18 protein-coding genes are annotated in these 16,832 nt (G+C 44.8%); 11 read left to right on the top strand and 7 right to left on the bottom strand.

Annotated features, from left to right (window positions below; translation table 11 throughout):
- The first annotated feature begins 101 nt into the window (after positions 1 to 101).
- The 4 genes from VIG27_RS01440 (at position 102) to VIG27_RS01455 (ending at position 5,022) form a co-directional block, all read left to right on the top strand.
- A complete protein-coding gene (locus tag VIG27_RS01440; protein WP_394524623.1) occupies positions 102 to 2,162 on the top strand; it encodes a DHH family phosphoesterase in 2,061 nt (686 codons plus the stop codon).
- Positions 2,162 to 2,608, top strand: a complete 447-nt coding sequence (rplI, locus tag VIG27_RS01445; RefSeq protein ID WP_394524626.1) for a 50S ribosomal protein L9 — start codon at positions 2,162 to 2,164, stop codon at positions 2,606 to 2,608. Before VIG27_RS01440 ends, rplI begins: the two co-directional genes overlap by 1 nt.
- 11 nt (positions 2,609 to 2,619) lie before the next feature.
- Positions 2,620 to 3,954: a replicative DNA helicase gene (dnaB, locus tag VIG27_RS01450; RefSeq protein WP_394524628.1), complete on the top strand. Its 1,335-nt coding sequence runs from the start codon at positions 2,620 to 2,622 to the stop codon at positions 3,952 to 3,954.
- A gap of 408 nt (positions 3,955 to 4,362) precedes the next feature.
- The gene (locus VIG27_RS01455) at positions 4,363 to 5,022 is read left to right on the top strand and encodes a helix-turn-helix domain-containing protein (protein ID WP_394524630.1); all 660 of its coding nucleotides are present in this window, start codon (positions 4,363 to 4,365) and stop codon (positions 5,020 to 5,022) included.
- A gap of 99 nt (positions 5,023 to 5,121) precedes the next feature.
- Here the strand turns inward: VIG27_RS01455 and VIG27_RS01460 are convergent, their stop codons facing one another.
- The 6 genes from VIG27_RS01460 to pflB form a co-directional block, all read right to left on the bottom strand.
- Positions 5,122 to 5,835: a gamma-glutamyl-gamma-aminobutyrate hydrolase family protein gene (locus VIG27_RS01460; RefSeq protein WP_394524633.1), complete on the bottom strand. Its 714-nt coding sequence runs from the start codon at positions 5,833 to 5,835 to the stop codon at positions 5,122 to 5,124.
- Between the two features lie 102 nt (positions 5,836 to 5,937).
- Complete coding sequence (locus VIG27_RS01465) at positions 5,938 to 6,108, bottom strand: DUF362 domain-containing protein (protein ID WP_077613191.1); 171 nt, start codon at positions 6,106 to 6,108, stop codon at positions 5,938 to 5,940.
- A gap of 95 nt (positions 6,109 to 6,203) precedes the next feature.
- On the bottom strand, positions 6,204 to 6,971 hold the full coding sequence (pflA, locus tag VIG27_RS01470; protein ID WP_394524636.1) for a pyruvate formate-lyase-activating protein: 768 nt from the start codon (positions 6,969 to 6,971) through the stop codon (positions 6,204 to 6,206).
- Between the two features lie 26 nt (positions 6,972 to 6,997).
- Positions 6,998 to 7,243: an autonomous glycyl radical cofactor GrcA3 gene (gene grcA3 / locus VIG27_RS01475; RefSeq protein WP_394524639.1), complete on the bottom strand. Its 246-nt coding sequence runs from the start codon at positions 7,241 to 7,243 to the stop codon at positions 6,998 to 7,000.
- A gap of 36 nt (positions 7,244 to 7,279) precedes the next feature.
- Entirely contained in the window at positions 7,280 to 7,507 is a 228-nt protein-coding gene (locus VIG27_RS01480; protein WP_394524641.1) for a hypothetical protein, read from the bottom strand.
- 12 nt (positions 7,508 to 7,519) lie between these two features.
- Positions 7,520 to 9,580 (bottom strand): formate C-acetyltransferase, encoded by a 2,061-nt coding sequence (gene pflB, locus VIG27_RS01485; protein WP_394524643.1) that lies wholly within the window; start codon positions 9,578 to 9,580, stop codon positions 7,520 to 7,522.
- A 247-nt stretch (positions 9,581 to 9,827) separates the two neighbouring features.
- On the opposite strand from pflB, the gene VIG27_RS01490 reads away from it, so the two are divergent.
- From VIG27_RS01490 to VIG27_RS01505, 4 genes are all read left to right on the top strand, one after another.
- The gene (locus VIG27_RS01490; protein ID WP_394524645.1) at positions 9,828 to 10,031 is read left to right on the top strand and encodes a DUF1858 domain-containing protein; all 204 of its coding nucleotides are present in this window, start codon (positions 9,828 to 9,830) and stop codon (positions 10,029 to 10,031) included.
- Between the two features lie 290 nt (positions 10,032 to 10,321).
- The gene (locus VIG27_RS01495) at positions 10,322 to 10,771 is read left to right on the top strand and encodes a MarR family winged helix-turn-helix transcriptional regulator (protein ID WP_394524647.1); all 450 of its coding nucleotides are present in this window, start codon (positions 10,322 to 10,324) and stop codon (positions 10,769 to 10,771) included.
- A gap of 8 nt (positions 10,772 to 10,779) precedes the next feature.
- Positions 10,780 to 12,168, top strand: a complete 1,389-nt coding sequence (locus VIG27_RS01500; protein WP_394524651.1) for an MATE family efflux transporter — start codon at positions 10,780 to 10,782, stop codon at positions 12,166 to 12,168.
- A gap of 33 nt (positions 12,169 to 12,201) precedes the next feature.
- Positions 12,202 to 13,092, top strand: a complete 891-nt coding sequence (locus VIG27_RS01505) for an alpha/beta hydrolase fold domain-containing protein (protein ID WP_394524653.1) — start codon at positions 12,202 to 12,204, stop codon at positions 13,090 to 13,092.
- A 78-nt stretch (positions 13,093 to 13,170) separates the two neighbouring features.
- Here the strand turns inward: VIG27_RS01505 and VIG27_RS01510 are convergent, their stop codons facing one another.
- On the bottom strand, positions 13,171 to 13,890 hold the full coding sequence (locus tag VIG27_RS01510) for an adaptor protein MecA (RefSeq protein ID WP_394524655.1): 720 nt from the start codon (positions 13,888 to 13,890) through the stop codon (positions 13,171 to 13,173).
- A 510-nt stretch (positions 13,891 to 14,400) separates the two neighbouring features.
- On the opposite strand from VIG27_RS01510, the gene VIG27_RS01515 reads away from it, so the two are divergent.
- The 3 genes from VIG27_RS01515 (at position 14,401) to VIG27_RS01525 (ending at position 16,811) form a co-directional block, all read left to right on the top strand.
- The gene (locus tag VIG27_RS01515) at positions 14,401 to 15,864 is read left to right on the top strand and encodes a serine/threonine protein kinase (RefSeq protein WP_394524657.1); all 1,464 of its coding nucleotides are present in this window, start codon (positions 14,401 to 14,403) and stop codon (positions 15,862 to 15,864) included.
- Positions 15,861 to 16,478, top strand: coding sequence for a hypothetical protein (locus tag VIG27_RS01520; protein ID WP_394524659.1), 618 nt, complete (start codon positions 15,861 to 15,863; stop codon positions 16,476 to 16,478). The genes VIG27_RS01515 and VIG27_RS01520 overlap by 4 nt, the downstream gene beginning before the upstream one ends.
- An 87-nt stretch (positions 16,479 to 16,565) precedes the next feature.
- Positions 16,566 to 16,811, top strand: coding sequence for a hypothetical protein (locus tag VIG27_RS01525; RefSeq protein WP_394524660.1), 246 nt, complete (start codon positions 16,566 to 16,568; stop codon positions 16,809 to 16,811).
- Positions 16,812 to 16,832: the final 21 nt, after the last annotated feature.

Consider the following 16,832-nt stretch of genomic DNA (forward strand, 5'->3'; position numbering starts at 1 on the left):
TCTGGAACACGGTGGTTTCATTTTAATGGACGAACCATGTTTCCTATGTTATAATATAAAGATAGTGAAAAAAGACCCTTTTTTTCCATAAGGAGAAAGACATGAAAGAGAAGTTTAAAATAAGGGGGCAGCTGCGGACTTACATGCAGTGGCCGCTTTATCTGAGTGCACTGTGGATTGCGGCCAATGCAGTGATTGGTGCGGTCAGTGCAAAAGCGGGAATTATCATGGCCTTGTTCACGCTTCTGTATATTGGAATCGCAGTCTGGCTCTATGTTTACAGAAGAAAACGTCTGCTTGGCGGTCTTGTGGAATTTTCCGCAGAGTATTCCTGGATGCAGAAGAATTTTCTTGCGGAACTGGAACTTCCATATGGAATCGCAGATGTAGACGGACGGATTCTGTGGGGAAATGCAGCGTTATCCGAGGTTTTAGGAGAAGAAAAGCCTCTAAAGGCCACCAAAAAAAATCTCATGACCCTGTTTCCGGAGATAACCAGGGAAGCGTTAAAGCTTAAAGATGGTACCGCTGTTCTTCATACCACACGCAATGACCGGAATTATCAGATTCGTTTAAAAGCAGTTCTGATGAAGGCCTCATCTGAAAATACCGCTGAGACCGAGGATATGGATTCCGCCGAAGAGATGCTGGTGGCGGTCTACCTTTTTGATGAAACAGAGATTCTTACTTATAAGAAAATGGTAGATGACCAGAAGATGGTGGCAGGTCTTATCTATCTGGATAATTATGACGAAGCGCTGGAAAGTGTGGAGGAAGTCCGCCGTTCTCTGCTTACGGCATTGATTGACCGTAAGATTACAAAGTACATCACCAACATGAACGGGATTGTAAAAAAGCTGGAAAAGGATAAATACTTTATCGCTATCAAACAGTCCTATATCGGCGAGCTGAAGGAAAACCGCTTCTCCATTCTTGAAGAAGTCAAGACGGTCAATATCGGCAATGAGATGGCGGTAACCCTAAGCATCGGCCTTGGTATGAACGGAGACAGTTATTACCGGAATTATGAATTTGCAAGAATTGCCATAGATATGGCACTGGGCCGCGGCGGTGACCAGGCCGTTGTCAAAGACGGTGCCAGGATTCAGTTCTTTGGAGGGAAAGCACCTCAGGTGGAAAAGACGACCCGTGTGAAAGCCCGTGTAAAAGCTCATGCATTGCGGGAACTGATGGAGACAAAAGACCGTCTTTTGATCATGGGACACCGTTTGACCGACGTAGATTCCTTTGGGGCGGCAGTTGGTATTTACCGCATTGCCACAGCCATGAATAAGAAAGCCAACATCATTATTAATGAAGTGACAACCTCCGTGAGGCCCATGCAGGAACGGTTTATCGGTAATCCTGATTATCCGGAAGATTTGTTTTTAACCGGAGCAAAAGCAGCAGAACTGGTGGATGCCAATACGATTTTAGTGGTAGTCGATGTGAACCGGCCAAGCATTACCGATGCACCGGAGCTTTTACGCATGGTTAAGACCATCGTGGTTCTGGATCATCACAGACAAAGCAGTGAGATCATTGATAACGCGGTCCTGTCTTATGTGGAACCCTATGCTTCCTCTGCCTGTGAGATGGTTGCGGAAGTCCTTCAGTACATTGCTGACGGAATCAAGATTAAATCCGCAGAAGCAGATGCACTCTATGCCGGAATCGTGATTGATACCCACAACTTCACCAATCAAACAGGCGTAAGGACCTTTGAAGCGGCTGCATTTTTAAAGAGAAACGGTGCAGACGTGGTCCGTGTGAGAAAATTGTTCCGGGATGATCTGGAGGATTACAAGGCAAAGGCAGAAGCGGTCCGCGAAGCTGAGATTTTTGAAGGCTGTTTTGCGATCAGCGTATGTCCCTCAGAAGGAATCGGAAGTCCCACTGTAGTTGGTGCTCAGGCGGCCAATGAGCTGCTTGATATTGCTGGAATCAAGGCCTCCATTGTCATGTCCCATTACAACAATACGGTGTTTTTAAGTGCCCGTTCCATTGATGAAGTCAATGTTCAGGTCATGATGGAAAAGCTGGGAGGCGGAGGCCACCGGACCATCGCAGGCGCACAGCTTGCAGATGTCAGCATCGAAGAAGCCAAAACCCGCTTGAAAGCGGTTATCAAAGAGATGATAGAGAAGGGAGACGTATCATAATGGATATTGTATTATTGGAAGACGTAAAAGCATTAGGAAAAAAAGGACAGATTGTAAAAGTAAACGACGGATATGCAAGGAATTATATTCTCCCGAAAAAGCTGGGGATTGAAGCCACTTCCAAGAACTTAAATGACTTAAAGCTGCAGAAAGCCAATGAAGCCAGAATACAGGCGGAGCAGTTAGAAGCAGCAAAGCAGCTGGCAGCCAAACTCGGAGAATCCTCAATTACTTTATCCATACGGGCAGGAGAAGGCGGCAGAGCGTTTGGTTCCGTATCCGGAAAAGAGATTTCCCAGGCGATTCAAAGCCAGCTTGGATTTGAAATAGACAAGAAGAAGCTGATCCTTCCGGAGCCGTTAAAGACATTTGGCTCCCATGAGGTTCCGATCAAACTGCACAAAGAAGTAACTGCAAAGCTGATTGTTAAAGTAGTAGAAAGCTAGGAGGCAAAACCATGGATGACGCCCTGATCAAACGGGTGCTCCCCCACAGCATCGAGGCAGAGCAGTCTGTCATCGGTTCCATGCTGATGGACCGGGATGCAATCATTGCGGCTTCCGAAATCGTTTCTGCAGGAGACTTTTACCAGCACCAGTATGGAATCATGTTTGAGTCCATACTGGAGCTTTTTAATGAGAATCTGCCGGTGGATTTGGTGACCCTTCAGAACCGGTTAAAGGTAAAGGATGTCCCCCCGGAAGTATCCAGTCTTGAGTTTGTAAGAGACATCATTACCACGGTTCCCACCTCGGCCAATGTGAAATCCTATGCCAATATTGTAAGGGAGAAAGCCGTGTTAAGGCGGTTGATTAAGGTAAATGAAGAGATAGCCAATACCTGTTACGCTGGAAAAGAGTCTTTGGAAACCATTATGGCCTTAACGGAAAAGACCATTTTTGATCTATTACAGAACCGCAACTCCGGTGAATTCGTTCCGATCCGGCAGGTTGCCATGAATGTGTTGGAAAAGATCGAGGAGGCATCGAAAAACCAGGGTACCGTAACCGGTATTCCCACCGGTTTTATCGACTTAGACTATAAGACCTCCGGTTTGCAGCCTTCGGATTTCATCTTAATCGCGGCCCGTCCCTCCATGGGTAAGACAGCCTTCGTACTGAACCTGGTGGACCATGTAGCCGTAAAAAAAGGTCTGCCGGCTATGATATTCAGTCTGGAGATGTCAAAGGAACAGCTGGTAAACCGTATGTTAGCCATGGAATCCAACGTAGATTCCCAGAAGCTGAGAACCGGTACCTTATCCGACACAGACTGGGATGCAGTGGTAGAAGGAATCGGAGTCATCGGCAATTCCAAGCTGATCATTGACGACACCCCCGGTATTTCCATTATGGAACTTCGTTCCAAATGCCGGAAGATGAAGCTGGAATACGGTCTCAGCGTAGTCATCATTGACTACCTGCAGCTCATGAGCGGAAGCGGAAAAGGCGGCGAAAACCGCCAGCAGGAGATTTCAGAGATTTCAAGGTCCTTAAAAGCCCTTGCGAGAGAACTCAACGCCCCTGTCATCGCCTTATCCCAGCTCAGCCGTGCCTGCGAAACAAGACCCGACCACCGCCCGATGCTGTCCGATCTGCGAGAGTCCGGAGCCATCGAGCAGGATGCCGATGTGGTCATGTTTTTATACCGTGATGATTATTATAACAAAGATACAGATATGCCGAATATTGCGGAAGTCATCATTGCAAAACAGCGTAATGGTCCCATTGGTACCGTGAATCTGGTCTGGAGACCGGAGTATACGAAGTTTGCAAATATGGCCCGGCAATAAGAAAGCGTTTGAAAGATTTCAATACCCTGATGGTGACACGCAGAAAGCAAAGCGTTGTGTTACCATCAGGGTATTTCAATTATATTGACATTCCTGTTCTTGTTTGATAACATCTATTAACATATAAAGCATATATGGAAATATGCTGATTCATTCACACAGGATAAAATAAAAAAAGAATTCGGATTGGATATAGTTATCAGTGATCCATAAAATGCAAGCTCCCTCTTTGAAGGAAGTGGAGCCGGGGCACTGGGCAGCCTGTCATAATCTTTCCTTAGTTTAAGAATTTAGATGAAGTTTTCCTTTAAAAATATTCATTTCCTATTCATAATCCGTATCAATCCAGCATATGATATAAATAGTAAGGTTATGAAAACTTAATGAACCAAAGGAGAGGATATAACTATGGCTGAGATACATTACTTAATATCGGATGCATCGCGCAAAGTCGATGTGGAATCCCATGTCCTTCGATACTGGGAGGACGAGCTTCAATTAGACATTCCCAGAAATGAGATGGGGCACCGGTATTACACGGAGGCCCACATCCGTTTGTTCAAGCAGATCAAAGACTTGAAGGAAAAGGGATATCAGTTAAAAGCCATTAAAACAGCGCTTGATAAGGTCATCGAGGACAGTGAAGACCCCGTCATCCCCGATGATTTACTGGAAGGCCAGATCACCCAGGAGTTGAAAGAGGGCGGGATCTCTGGTCAGGAGGGCGAAACGGGCCTAGACGTACATAACACAGCGCAGGTTTCCATTGCTCAGGGTAAAATGGAACAGTTTCAGGAAATCATGAATCACATCATTGGACGAGCCTTAGAGGTTAATAATGAGCAGCTGAGTCAGGATGTGAGCTGTCTGGTCAATGATAAGGTCATTAAGGAAATGCAGTACTTAATGAATTTAAAAGAAGAAAAAGAAGAAGAGCGTTATAAGCAGTTGGACGAGCTTTTAAGAACCTATCAAAAGGATAATAAAGGCCGTGCAGAAGCGGCGGCTTCTAAAATTCCATTTTTCAACCGCAAAAAGAAGTTCGGGAGAAATGGAAAAAAGCTATAACCTCACACTACTTTCAGATAAAAAAAGCAGATAGACCTGCTATGGCAAAAATCCGCAGTTGCCACTGAAAGTGTAAACTGCGGATTTTATGTCAGGCAATTACTTTTTACAAGCGTCTACAAAATTCTGAAATAATCGAAACGCCATTTCATCTTTCTCCCATAGATATTCCGGATGCCACTGAACCCCAAGAAAAAAAGGATACCCGGGCATTTCCAAACCTTCAACCAGTTGGTCTGGAGAATAAGCCGCAGCTCTAAGACCAGGGGCAACGTCCTTTACCGCCTGATGGTGCATGCTGTTGACCTTTAAGGTCTTTTCCCCGGTCAGCTTTGATAAAAGACTGCCTTCTGTGAGTGTGACCGTATGACTGGGGATATTGTAGCGGAAGGGCTGGGAATGGGCAATGGGGAACTCCTGCTTTACCTGAGACGAAATGTCCTGCCAGATCGTACCGCCAAGAGCGATGTTAAGGATCTGGATTCCCCGGCAGATGCCAAAAACCGGTTTTCCAAGCTCCAGAATGAGGGGGAGCAGGGAAAGCTCCATCTGGTCTCTTTCATAAGAAACATTTCCGCAGTTTGCGTGGGTCTCCTCTCCAAATATAAAAGGGTGGACGTCCGGGCCGCCGGTGAATATAAAACCGTCCAGTTCCTGAGTCAGTTGTTTTAAATCTTCTTCGGAGGCTTCTAACGGCAGTACCACTGGAATGGCTCCGGCGGTTTTTAATGCCTTTAAATAGGTGGGGCGCATTTTGATATCGTGATTATCTGTATCGTGAATGGGAGTCAGACCAATGAGGGGCTTTCTCATACAGACAACATCCTTTCTTTCTTTCTTTTATCACGGCAGAAGAATGGGAGATACAACAAAATGCCTCCCCCCAAAAAGGGAGAGGCATTTATGTATTGATAATTAAGCTTCAGAAATTGCTCCAGTTGGGCAAACGCCTTCACAAGCGCCGCAATCGATGCAGGAATCAGCATCAATGACAAACTGAGAGTCGCCCTGGCTGATTGCACTTACTGGACACTCACCTTCACAGGTTCCGCAACTAACACAAGCATCACTAATAACACGTGCCATGATAAATAACCTCCTTATATTCTATACATTTTTCTATATTTTATACTATTAATAAAAATTAATCAAGTAGCAAACAATGTATTTCATGTATAATTTTAGGAGCAAGGAGGGTTAGTTTTACCTAATCGCATGTCCCTGATTCCGCTTAAAATGATCTTTTTCGCGGCAATGGCGGCTTCCTGGGATAAAGGGGGAACATCCTTTAAAGGATAGTCCATTCCAAGGCTTTCATATTTGACCTTACCCATGTCATGGTAAGGGAGAACATCCAGTGCTTTGACATTCTTCAGTTCCCCGATAAAACGTCCAAGCCGGTATAAATCAGCAGCCTGGTCCGTAATGTTCGGAACCACCACATGCCGGACCCAGACAGGTACAGACATTTCGTCTAAGAACCGGGCAAAGTCCAGGATATTCTCATTGGAATGTCCGGTCAGAGGCTTGTGTTTTTCCGAGTCAATGTGTTTGAGATCAAGCATGACAAGACTGGTGGAGGCAAGGAGCCGCTCCATCTTTGCAAGAAGCTCTTTGTCCTCCCGCCGGAAGGTGACCCCTGAGGTGTCCAGACACGTATGAATATCCTTCTTCCTTGCAGCCTCAAAGAGTTCCGTTACAAACTCAAGCTGCATGAGCGGTTCTCCACCGGTGGCCGTGAGGCCGCCGCCCCGGTAGAAGTTCCGGGACGACTCATATTGTTTTAAAATATCTTCAACTGTCATTTCCGTACCGCCGGCCATCTTCCAGGTATCCGGGTTATGGCAGTACTGGCAGCGCATGGGGCAGCCCTGGAAAAAGACTACCATGCGCACGCCCGGTCCGTCAACGGTACCAAAGCTTTCAATGGAATGGATACGTCCTGTCATGATTGATCCGCCTTCTTTGCTTTTGTTTACATATTGTCGTGGAACGTACGGGAAATTACTTCATCCTGCTGTTCCTTTGTCAGTTTGATAAAGTTTACGGCATAACCGGAAACACGTACAGTCAGCTGCGGATAATTTTCCGGGTGCTGCTGTGCATCTAAAAGAGTTTCGCGGGTGAAGACGTTGACATTTAAGTGATGTCCGCCTTCTTCTACATAACCATCTAATAAGTTTACAAGATTGTTTACCTGAGCTGTACTGATATTTGCCATAGTGTTATCCTCCTTATGTGATTCATCTGTGTGTGTTTAATCTTCCCCATCCAGGCCCAGGAAAAGAGTAGGCACTTTACATGCCTGATCTCCCTCCGCACAGTCCGTGGAATTCAGGGTAGTTACTGTTTTCGCCATTGTCTTATCGGCGTTTATGGTACCATCCTCTGTGACCTTAATGTTCATGTGCCCGCCGTTGCCGGTCATGAATTCATCAAGCATGGAGACGATATCATCAATTTGTTTGCTTTTCGGATCTGCCATAACAGCCACTCCTTATTTCTGGTCTTCGCTGAGAGCCAGTTCTAAATCTACCTCTAAATCTCCTGAGAAAATCTTATCTTCCTTGCCAAGAGCACCCGGAATGATGGAGAAGGTATTGGAAATACCATCCTGAGCATCCTTAAATGGAAGCTTAGCAACAGATGCCAGGGAAGCGACAGCACCGTGAGTATCTCTGTGGTGCATTGGGTTTGCACCTGGTGCAAAAGCATCGCCCTTCTTACGTCCGTCAGGAGTTGATCCAGTGTTCTTACCGTATACTACGTTGGAGGTAATTGTTAAGATCGAGGTGGTAGGAATACCGTTCCGATAGGTGTGGTTTTCCTTTACATAGGTTAAGAATGTGTGAACCAGATCATGTGCGATTTGGTCAACACGGTCATCGTTATTGCCGTATTTGGGGAAGTCACCTTCTACTTCATAATCAGTGACAATGCCATTTTCATCGCGGATGGTTTTTACCTTTGCAAATTTGATTGCAGAAAGGGAGTCAGCCACAACAGAAAGTCCGGCGATACCGGTAGCGAACCAACGGGTTACTTCTTTATCATGAAGAGCCATCTGAATGCGCTCATAGCTGTATTTATCATGCATGTAGTGAATGATGTTCAAAGCATTCACATAAACGGAAGCCAGCCATTTCATCATCTGCTTATAGGATTCCATCACCTCATCGTAATCCAGATATTCGGAAGTGATGGGACGGAACTTCGGACCTACCTGTTTCTTTGTGATCTCATCCACACCGCCGTTGATTGCGTATAAGAGACATTTTGCAAGGTTGGCACGAGCACCGAAGAACTGCATCTCTTTGCCGATTCTCATGGAAGATACACAGCAGGCAATGGCATAATCATCGCCGTGGGTCACTCTCATTAAATCATCGTTCTCATACTGAATGGAAGAGGATTCGATGGAGGTCTTTGCACAGAAACGTTTAAAGTTTTCCGGAAGTCTTGTGGACCAGAGAACGGTTAAGTTCGGTTCCGGAGCAGTTCCAAGGTTGCTTAAGGTGTGCAGGTAACGGAAGGACATTTTTGTTACCAGGTGACGTCCGTCGATACCAACACCGCCGATGGATTCGGTTACCCAGGTAGGGTCTCCGGAGAATAAATCGTTGTATTCCGGTGTACGGGCAAACTTTACAAGACGAAGCTTCATAATGAAGTGGTCAACAAATTCCTGGATCTGTTCTTCGGTAAAGGTTCCTTCTGCTAAATCTCTTTCTGCATAAACATCAATGAAGGTGGAAGTACGTCCTAAGGACATTGCAGCACCGTTCTGGTCTTTCACAGCAGCTAAGTAAGCCAGATAAGTCCACTGGATTGCTTCCTGTACGTTTGCTGCAGGCTTGGAAATATCGAAGCCATAGATGGCGCCCAGCTTCTTTAAATCTTTGAGTGCACGGATCTGCTCGGATAATTCTTCCCTGTCGCGGATCACTTCAGCGGTCATTGTGCTTGGTGTGGTGTTTTTCTGTTCTTCTTTATCTTCGATCAAACGGTCGATTCCGTAAAGAGCCACACGCCGGTAGTCACCGATGATACGTCCGCGGCCGTATGCATCCGGAAGTCCTGTAATGATATGGCTGGAACGGCAGTCACGCATTTCCTGGGTGTAAGCATCAAAAACACCAGCATTGTGTGTCTTTCTGTGTGTAGTAAAGAATTCCTTGATTTCAGGATCAAGGGTATATCCATTGTCTGCACAGGCCTTTTCTGCCATACGAACGCCGCCGTAAGGCTGCAGAGAACGTTTGAAAGGCTTGTCGGTCTGGAAACCGGTGATTTTTTCTGTTTCTTTATTTAAATATCCCGGTCCGTGGGAAGTGAGTGTGGAAACAACCTTTGTGTCCATATCCAGCACTCCGCCGGCTTCCCTTTCTTTTTTTGATAATTCCAGAACCTGTGCCCAAAGATCACTGGTTTCTTTGGTTGGTCCTGCAAGGAAAGAATCATCGCCGTCATAAGGAGTATAATTCTTTTGTATAAAGTCTCTGACGTTGATTTCACGTTCCCAAGCGCCGCCGTTAAAGGCTCTCCATTCTGGTCTCATAGTAATGTACCTCCATAAAAGTTCATTTTATTAAGTAGTATAAAAAACAAGTGTCGGCAAAGATGTTATTTCCTACAATCTTTGTATGAATACATTATATATGAATACTGTATACAATGTCAATCCTTCTTATTGAGAAAATCTTTCCAAAAGCGTTTATGGGAAATGGAATTTGTACTTGCTTATTAAAAAGAAAAGTATTATATTATAAAGACAATATGTACATTTATTTAAGGAGGTATACAATATGCAGATTGATAAAGATATGCTGATTGGTCAGTTGCTTCAGATTGATGAAAGTATAGCACCGATTTTGATGCGTTCAGGAATGCATTGTCTTGGCTGCCCTTCCTCTCAGGGAGAGTCCTTGGAAGAAGCCTGCATGGTTCATGGAATAGACTGTGATGTTCTGGTTTCCCAGATCAATGAAGTGCTGGCAGTCAGATCATAAGTTTTTAAAGGAGGCGGGCCGTTAGGGTCAGCCTCCTGTGTTTTTTCTCTCTTTATTCCTTTCCCGGTAATGCGGCTGTAATGGAATCTAAAGTGGATCAGCCGGTATTTTAAAATCTTTCAATGGGGCCATTGCCCTTCACGTATGCGGGGGAAAATGAAAATTTTTATCGAAATCCCCCGTTTTTTTTTGTGAAAAATAATGGTTGCGAATGCAACTAATATGTGATAAGCTGTTTACCATCACTCAAAGGAATAAGGCAGGAGTCTGAGTGACTGGAGGTGAAATGGATGAGCCAACACAGGGAAATCGGGAAATACATCTCGATCCTCCAAAGGCTGAACAATATGTACTATGCAAACGAATTATTATCTTACCAAATAGGCTGTGGACAACAGTTTTTTTTATTGCAGATTTTTAAGTATCCTGGCATGAATCTGCAGGAACTGGCGTCTTTTGGGCATTTTGATAAGGCCACGGCTACCCGGGCGGTCAAGAAACTGGAAGAAGAGGGGTATGTTCTGACAGAAACGGGGACAGAGGACAAGCGGGTACGCAGAATTTATGCGACGGAAAAAGCAGAGCCGGTGGTAGAAAAGACATGGGAATGTGTGGAAAATTGGGAAAATATAATTTTGGAGGGATTTACAGAAGAGGAACGTGATGGGGCACAGCAGATGCTGATAAGAATGGCGGAGAATGCCCGCAATCATATGATAGAGTGCAAAGGAAAGGAATAACACAATTTATGGAACAAAGTAAGATAAAACAAGGGGCCAACCCCTTGGGATATAAACCGATCGGACAGCTTTTGATGCAGTTTGCCATGCCGGCAATCATCTCCATGCTGGTAAATTCTATTTATAACATTGTTGACCAGATCTTTATCGGACAGGGAATCGGGTATCTTGGCAATGCAGCGACCACCATCGCATTTCCCATCGTCACCATTGTTTTGGCGCTGTGTACCCTTTTGGGAGCAGGCGGAAGTGCCTTTGCAGCCATTAAGCTGGGAGAAAAAAAGGAAGAAGAGGCAGAAAAAACCCTTGGTACGGTATTTGTGCTGACCATACTTGCCAGTATCATCGTTATAGTTCTTGGCTTTCTGTTCATGGATCCGATGCTGAAGTTATTTGGAGCCACCCACAATACCATGGATTATGCAAGACAGTATACCTCTGTAATGCTCCTTGGCACTCCCTTTAACATGATAGCTGTGGTGCTCAGCAACATGGCAAGAACGGACGGAAGCCCGGCCCTTTCCATGCACGCAATCCTTGTAGGAGCTGTTATCAATACAATTTTAAATCCTATTTATATCTTTATTCTTCACTGGGGAGTCAGAGGATCTGCTTTGGCGACCATAACCTCACAGTTTATCTCAGCGGCATTTTTGGTATCATATTTTATCCACAAAGGAAAAAATATGAGATTCCGGAAAAAATATATGCGTATTGATTCTGAAGTGATCCGATCAGCACTTCCTCTTGGCATCTCCAGCGGAATCACCCAGATCGCTTCCACGATTTTGCAGGTGGTCATGAACAATTCCCTGGTCTATTACGGAAATCATTCTGAAGTAGGCGGAGATGTGGCATTGAGTGCCATGGGAATTGTCAATAAGATCAGCATGACTCTTGTATCCATCTGCGTTGGAATCGGTATTGGTTCCCAGCCTATCCTTGGGTTTAACAAAGGAGCCAATCAGACGAAGAGAGTCAGAAAAACCTTTGTTCTTGCAGCTTTTGCCTCTACCATGGTTTCTGTAGTGGGCTGGGTTGCCTGTCAGTTGTTCCCAGGCCCTATTTTAAGTATGTTCGGCACCCAGGATGTGGAGTTTTCCCTGTTTGCGGTCCGGTGCTTAAAGGTATATATGCTCGGTATTTTTACTGCCGGGTTCCAGGTAGTGGTGACCAGCTACTTCCAGTCGACCGGGCAGCCTTTAAAGGCATCTGTGCTGTCCATGCTGCGCCAGCTTTTGTTCCTGATCCCGCTCATTCTCATCCTGCCTCTCCATTTTGGCCTGGACGGAATCTTATTTGCAGGACCAGTCGCCGATATATCTTCAGCGCTTATTGTCAGCCCGTTTGTCATATATGAACTGAAGAAGCTAAATAAAATGTGCAGGAATTCTTAATGCCGACTGGGTAGGAAAGGGGAGTTTTAAACCATGAGTTTCAAGATGGAGATGGAAAAGTTTTTTGCCAAAATGGGAAAAGCGGATAAAAAAATGGCACTTGCTTTGGAACAGCCAAAACGGGGGACCGGCGAGTTGGAGCTTCTTCGATTCACCAAAAAGGTACGTGTTAAAACCTGGGACGCGGACGGTTTTTGCGGAGTCACCATCAATGGCAGCTATACGAAAAATGCACATATTCTGATGCTGCCAGGTGGTGCCTATACCTTGGAACCCACGGGGCGGAGCCGGGAAATAGCCGAGTATTTTGCGATGGAAGAGCGGATGCGGGTATCCATCTTTCAGTATCCTCTTGCACCGGAATACACGGCACTGACGGCTCACCAGTGTCTGATCAAAGCCTATACCGGTCTCATCTGCGAATATCCGGATGATGAATTTTATCTGTTCGGGGATTTTTCCGGCGGCGGACTTGCTCTTTCTTTTTTGCAGGAGCTGCGGGACATGGGAAATCTTCCCATGCCCGTAAAGACGGCGGTGGTATCTCCCTGGCTGGATATTTCGTTAAATAATCCCAGAATAAAAATTGCTAAAAAAACCGATCCGGTTCTGCCGGTCGATGCTTTAAAAGCGGCGGGAGCCAGATACTGCGGGCCTTTAGAACCGGATCATCCGTTTGTGTCTCCGATTTTCGGGGACTGGAATCATCTGGGGCCGATTCTTATATTTTCAGGAACCGAAGAGATTCTGACGCCGGATTGTGAGCTTTTGGCGGAACGAGCGGGCACCTTGGAGGGGACAGAGCTCATTTATAAGAAAGGTGCCGGTATGCCCCATAACTGGATCATGACTGCCAGCAAAGAAACGGAGGCTACCTTAGAGTTGATTTCCTCCTTTTTTCAGGAAGAGCATATGGAATTTTAAAAATGAGGTTCGACCCTTTTTTACAGGATCGAACCTCATTTTTAGATTGTGATGAAGTACTATGAACAAAGGAACGGATTAAAGTTTGGACAGAGACTGAAGGGCATGGCCTTCAATCAGGACCTCGTAATGTTCCTTGTAGTACGCTTCAGAAGCGTAATCATGACGGACCTTGGAACCGTACTCTGCAAGCAGGTTGCAGACCCGGCTGAAATCCAGAGATTTGTCAGGGGTGTTGCGGATCACCAGGTAGTACTGCCTGGAATCTGGTTTTTTATATAATGTATTCTCGCCATCGTAAACCTGTCCGATGGTCCTTGCAGCATCCGATATCTGATCTAAGCTTTGAAAACAGTAGATTCTTATAGAGGAAGCGTTTGACGGTTCTTTTGGTTTTTCGGCTTCCGGTTCGTCTTTTTTGTCTATTCCTAACAGGCTTAACAGACCGTCAGCACCTTCCAAAAGTTCGTTTGCCAGATCTCCTGGCATTGAATCCAAGTCTTCGTCGGTTGATGGTGAAAATTTAGCAAACCTTGTATCTAATTCTTCCGGATCGTCGATCTTCGTAATGACTAACATCACACTTTCGTTGGATAACGGAATTGCTTCTACCATGAGAGGAATGTCTTCTGCTTCAAATCCCACTTCGTTAGAGGCTTTCTGAATCATCTCGCGGAACAGGTTGCGGGCTTTTTCACTGCCGTAAGCAAGCTCGCCTAAATTAAGGTTTCTGACACTTAAATCAAAGCTGGTAAGCGTACAACGGATCTGATTTTCATTGATACGTTCTATCTTCATAGGATCACTTCCTGTTCTTTTAAAAATGGTGAATAATATTACATACTTCCTCAACATAACTATACTATATAATATAGTGAAAAAGCAATTACTATGTGAAAAAGTTTATATAAATTTAAGGTTTATATGCAAAAAACCGGGTATCCTATGTAATTCGTGGGAATTTCCGGTTTTATTTTTGCTTTGTAACCAATATAATATTATTTTCTGTAATTTCCGTGCAGCTTTCCTGTCTATGAGCATGGAATCATGGTTGGTACGGATTTCATAAATACAGATGAACTTAACTCCGATTGCCTTGCATATGGTGACCATTTGATATCTGAACTATTCAGGATAGAAAAGGAAACGTCTTTTGTCTGGATTGATTCCGTAAAATGGTTTTTGATGAAACCTCCATAATGTTGTTATATCCGGTTCTCCCATAAAAAATAAATAAAACAGTTGATAAAACAGAAAGAATGGATTAGAATGTATTTCAAGAGATGATATTGGACAGGCAAAAAGGAGGTGGCTTTAATCAGCGCCGTTCTGTTTGGTAAATATCAGATATGCGGCATCTTGGGAACCGGTCGGGCAGGTACAGTCTTTCTGGCGGTTCATCTTGAGCTTGAGGAATACCGTGCGATCAAGCGGGTACCCAAAAGCTTTCTTAATTACCATCGTTTCAGAAAGGAAGCACTTGTTCTAAAGGAGCTTCGCTATCCCGGAATTCCCATTGTTTATGACGTAGAAGAAGACGAAATTTATAGTTATTTAATCGAAGAGTATCTGGAAGGAGAATCTTTATTTGACCTTGTAAAAAGACAGGGCCACTTGTCTAAAGAACTGACCATATTGTATGGAATTCAGTTGACAAACATCATTCATTACCTGCATTCTGCAGGATCAAATCCCATATTACATTTGGATTTACAGCCCAAGAACCTGTTACTGTGTCACGATACCGTAAAGCTTATCGACTTTGGCCTTGCTGCGTCCTTGGATGAGGCAAATATACCTGGAGAACGGTATGGAACCGTTGGCTGTGCGGCACCGGAGCAGTATAGAAAAGACGGAATCCTTGATGAGAGAACAGACATCTATGCCATTGGTGCGATCCTCCATTATTTATATACAGGAACATTTCCCAGTCTGCCTTACAAGCCGGACCGGTTTATGGATACCGGTCTGTCCTCGGTCATCAAAGGGTGTATCAAAGAAGAAAAAGAAGAACGTTATTCATCGGCACAGGAGCTGGGGGAAAGGCTGATACAGCTTCATACGATGGGAACGGCTGCAAAAGACCGTCTGCAATCATCATCTCTTACCATCGCTCTGTTCGGGAGCAAATCAGGGGCCGGAACGACTCATATTGCCGTCGGCCTGTCCGTCTATCTTAGAAATCAAGGATATCCCAACTTATTTGAAGAAAAACATGATTCCGGCATGGGAGCCGGGCTTTCAGACTATGCAGGTGTGAAGCGGGACCAATACGGCCTTTTGCGCTACCGCAGTTTTGTTTGGAAACCTTTTTACGGCCAGGGAGTGAAGTTAAAAGATCCTCCTGTTACAGTAAGAATCAAGGATTACGGAAACCACGGGGAGAGGGCCTTTTCGGAGAAATCTGATGTAGTGCTCCTGGTGTGTGACGGAAGTCCCTGGAGCAGAATTCAATCGGAACAGGCTGCAAGTAAGGCCGTTTGCAAAGGTGTGCCTTATGGAATTGTCTATAACCATGCAGTTTTGGGGGACAAGATTCATTTGCCGGAAGGAGTACTTGCTTCCCGATGCTTCCGGGCACCTTATTATCCGGACCCATTTACCTTGAATAAAGAGTCAGAGATGTTTTACAAAGCACTGACAGCCATGATCCTGGAAGAGAAAAAAGTGATAATACCAGGAATTGAGAAATTTATGGATGGGTTCAAAAATCTGGTGTCTCGGTTTTTAAAGGAGAAATGGAAGCCTTTTAGAAAGGATACAATTTCATGATTGAAAAGAAAACATCAGTATGGCCCTTTAAAAGACGCTCCAAAAAGGCAAAGAACCAGGAAGTCATCGGCGTGATCGGAACAGGCAGATGCGTTGGAGTGACTCATTTTGCGGTCATGACAGCAGGATATTTAAGCGGAGTGCTGAGAAAGCGTTGTGCGGTCCTTGAGTGGAACAGCCATGGAGATTTCGCCGGTATGAGAAAAGTCTGCACGGAGGAAAAGGGTAAGACCGGTGTTTTTCAGGTTTTGGAAGTGGATTATTATGAACAGGCGGGGATCAATACCCTTTTACTGTGTAAAAAGTCCCGGTGCCAGACGGTGATTGTGGATTACGGAACGGTAAGAGAAGGGAATCTGGAAGAATTTTTAAGATGTGACAGACAATTTTTGCTGGGAAGCCTAAGCGAGTGGCAGATGGAGGCATTTCTGGAGTTTGAAGGAAAAGAGAATAAGGCGGAAAAAAGCTGGGAGACCTTCGTTTCCTTTGGAAGCGAAGAAGCCAGAAAAAACATGGAAAAGAGGCTGAAACGACCTGTCCGGAGAATTCCGGTTTCAGTAGATGCCTTTGTTATCACAGGAGAAATGCTGAAGTTTTACCAGAAGTTATTTTAAGGCTGGGGAGAGAAGGATGTCACGAATTTGTCCTTGTGGTCCTCTCTCCGGTCATCCTACAAAAGAAAAGATACAGGGGAGATACGGATGAAAAAAGAAGATGCCAGAGAACGGGAGGAGAGTATAAAAAGAAACCAATATCTGGAAGGGCTAAAAAAATACCGGGAACAGGGAATTACCATTTTGATTGATGGAGAGGAACTGCCGGAGGAAGACTGGAGTAAGATTTTTGAGGTAAGGGAGGATGATTGTTTTTATATGGCCGATTATATTCCGGATGAAAAGACCGGAAAACTGCAGGAAATAAGATTTGATAAGATTTATAACCGTTAGTTTTTTCTGCAGGCTAAGGGA

Origin of the sequence: Lacrimispora sinapis, from assembly GCF_043633585.1 — a bacterium.
GTDB classification, from domain to species: domain Bacteria; phylum Bacillota; class Clostridia; order Lachnospirales; family Lachnospiraceae; genus Lacrimispora; species Lacrimispora sinapis.

What these genes read in the sequence shown, in the direction of transcription:
- VIG27_RS01440 (WP_394524623.1), top strand. Translation starts at nt 102, where the DNA reads ATGAAAGAGAAGTTTAAAATAAGGGGGCAGCTGCGGACTTACATGCAG.
- rplI (WP_394524626.1), top strand. Translation starts at nt 2,162, where the DNA reads ATGGATATTGTATTATTGGAAGACGTAAAAGCATTAGGAAAAAAAGGA.
- dnaB (WP_394524628.1), top strand. Translation starts at nt 2,620, where the DNA reads ATGGATGACGCCCTGATCAAACGGGTGCTCCCCCACAGCATCGAGGCA.
- VIG27_RS01455 (WP_394524630.1), top strand. Translation starts at nt 4,363, where the DNA reads ATGGCTGAGATACATTACTTAATATCGGATGCATCGCGCAAAGTCGAT.
- VIG27_RS01460 (WP_394524633.1), bottom strand. Translation starts at nt 5,835, where the DNA reads ATGAGAAAGCCCCTCATTGGTCTGACTCCCATTCACGATACAGATAAT.
- VIG27_RS01465 (WP_077613191.1), bottom strand. Translation starts at nt 6,108, where the DNA reads ATGGCACGTGTTATTAGTGATGCTTGTGTTAGTTGCGGAACCTGTGAA.
- pflA (WP_394524636.1), bottom strand. Translation starts at nt 6,971, where the DNA reads ATGACAGGACGTATCCATTCCATTGAAAGCTTTGGTACCGTTGACGGA.
- grcA3 (WP_394524639.1), bottom strand. Translation starts at nt 7,243, where the DNA reads ATGGCAAATATCAGTACAGCTCAGGTAAACAATCTTGTAAACTTATTA.
- VIG27_RS01480 (WP_394524641.1), bottom strand. Translation starts at nt 7,507, where the DNA reads ATGGCAGATCCGAAAAGCAAACAAATTGATGATATCGTCTCCATGCTT.
- pflB (WP_394524643.1), bottom strand. Translation starts at nt 9,580, where the DNA reads ATGAGACCAGAATGGAGAGCCTTTAACGGCGGCGCTTGGGAACGTGAA.
- VIG27_RS01490 (WP_394524645.1), top strand. Translation starts at nt 9,828, where the DNA reads ATGCAGATTGATAAAGATATGCTGATTGGTCAGTTGCTTCAGATTGAT.
- VIG27_RS01495 (WP_394524647.1), top strand. Translation starts at nt 10,322, where the DNA reads ATGAGCCAACACAGGGAAATCGGGAAATACATCTCGATCCTCCAAAGG.
- VIG27_RS01500 (WP_394524651.1), top strand. Translation starts at nt 10,780, where the DNA reads ATGGAACAAAGTAAGATAAAACAAGGGGCCAACCCCTTGGGATATAAA.
- VIG27_RS01505 (WP_394524653.1), top strand. Translation starts at nt 12,202, where the DNA reads ATGAGTTTCAAGATGGAGATGGAAAAGTTTTTTGCCAAAATGGGAAAA.
- VIG27_RS01510 (WP_394524655.1), bottom strand. Translation starts at nt 13,890, where the DNA reads ATGAAGATAGAACGTATCAATGAAAATCAGATCCGTTGTACGCTTACC.
- VIG27_RS01520 (WP_394524659.1), top strand. Translation starts at nt 15,861, where the DNA reads ATGATTGAAAAGAAAACATCAGTATGGCCCTTTAAAAGACGCTCCAAA.
- VIG27_RS01525 (WP_394524660.1), top strand. Translation starts at nt 16,566, where the DNA reads ATGAAAAAAGAAGATGCCAGAGAACGGGAGGAGAGTATAAAAAGAAAC.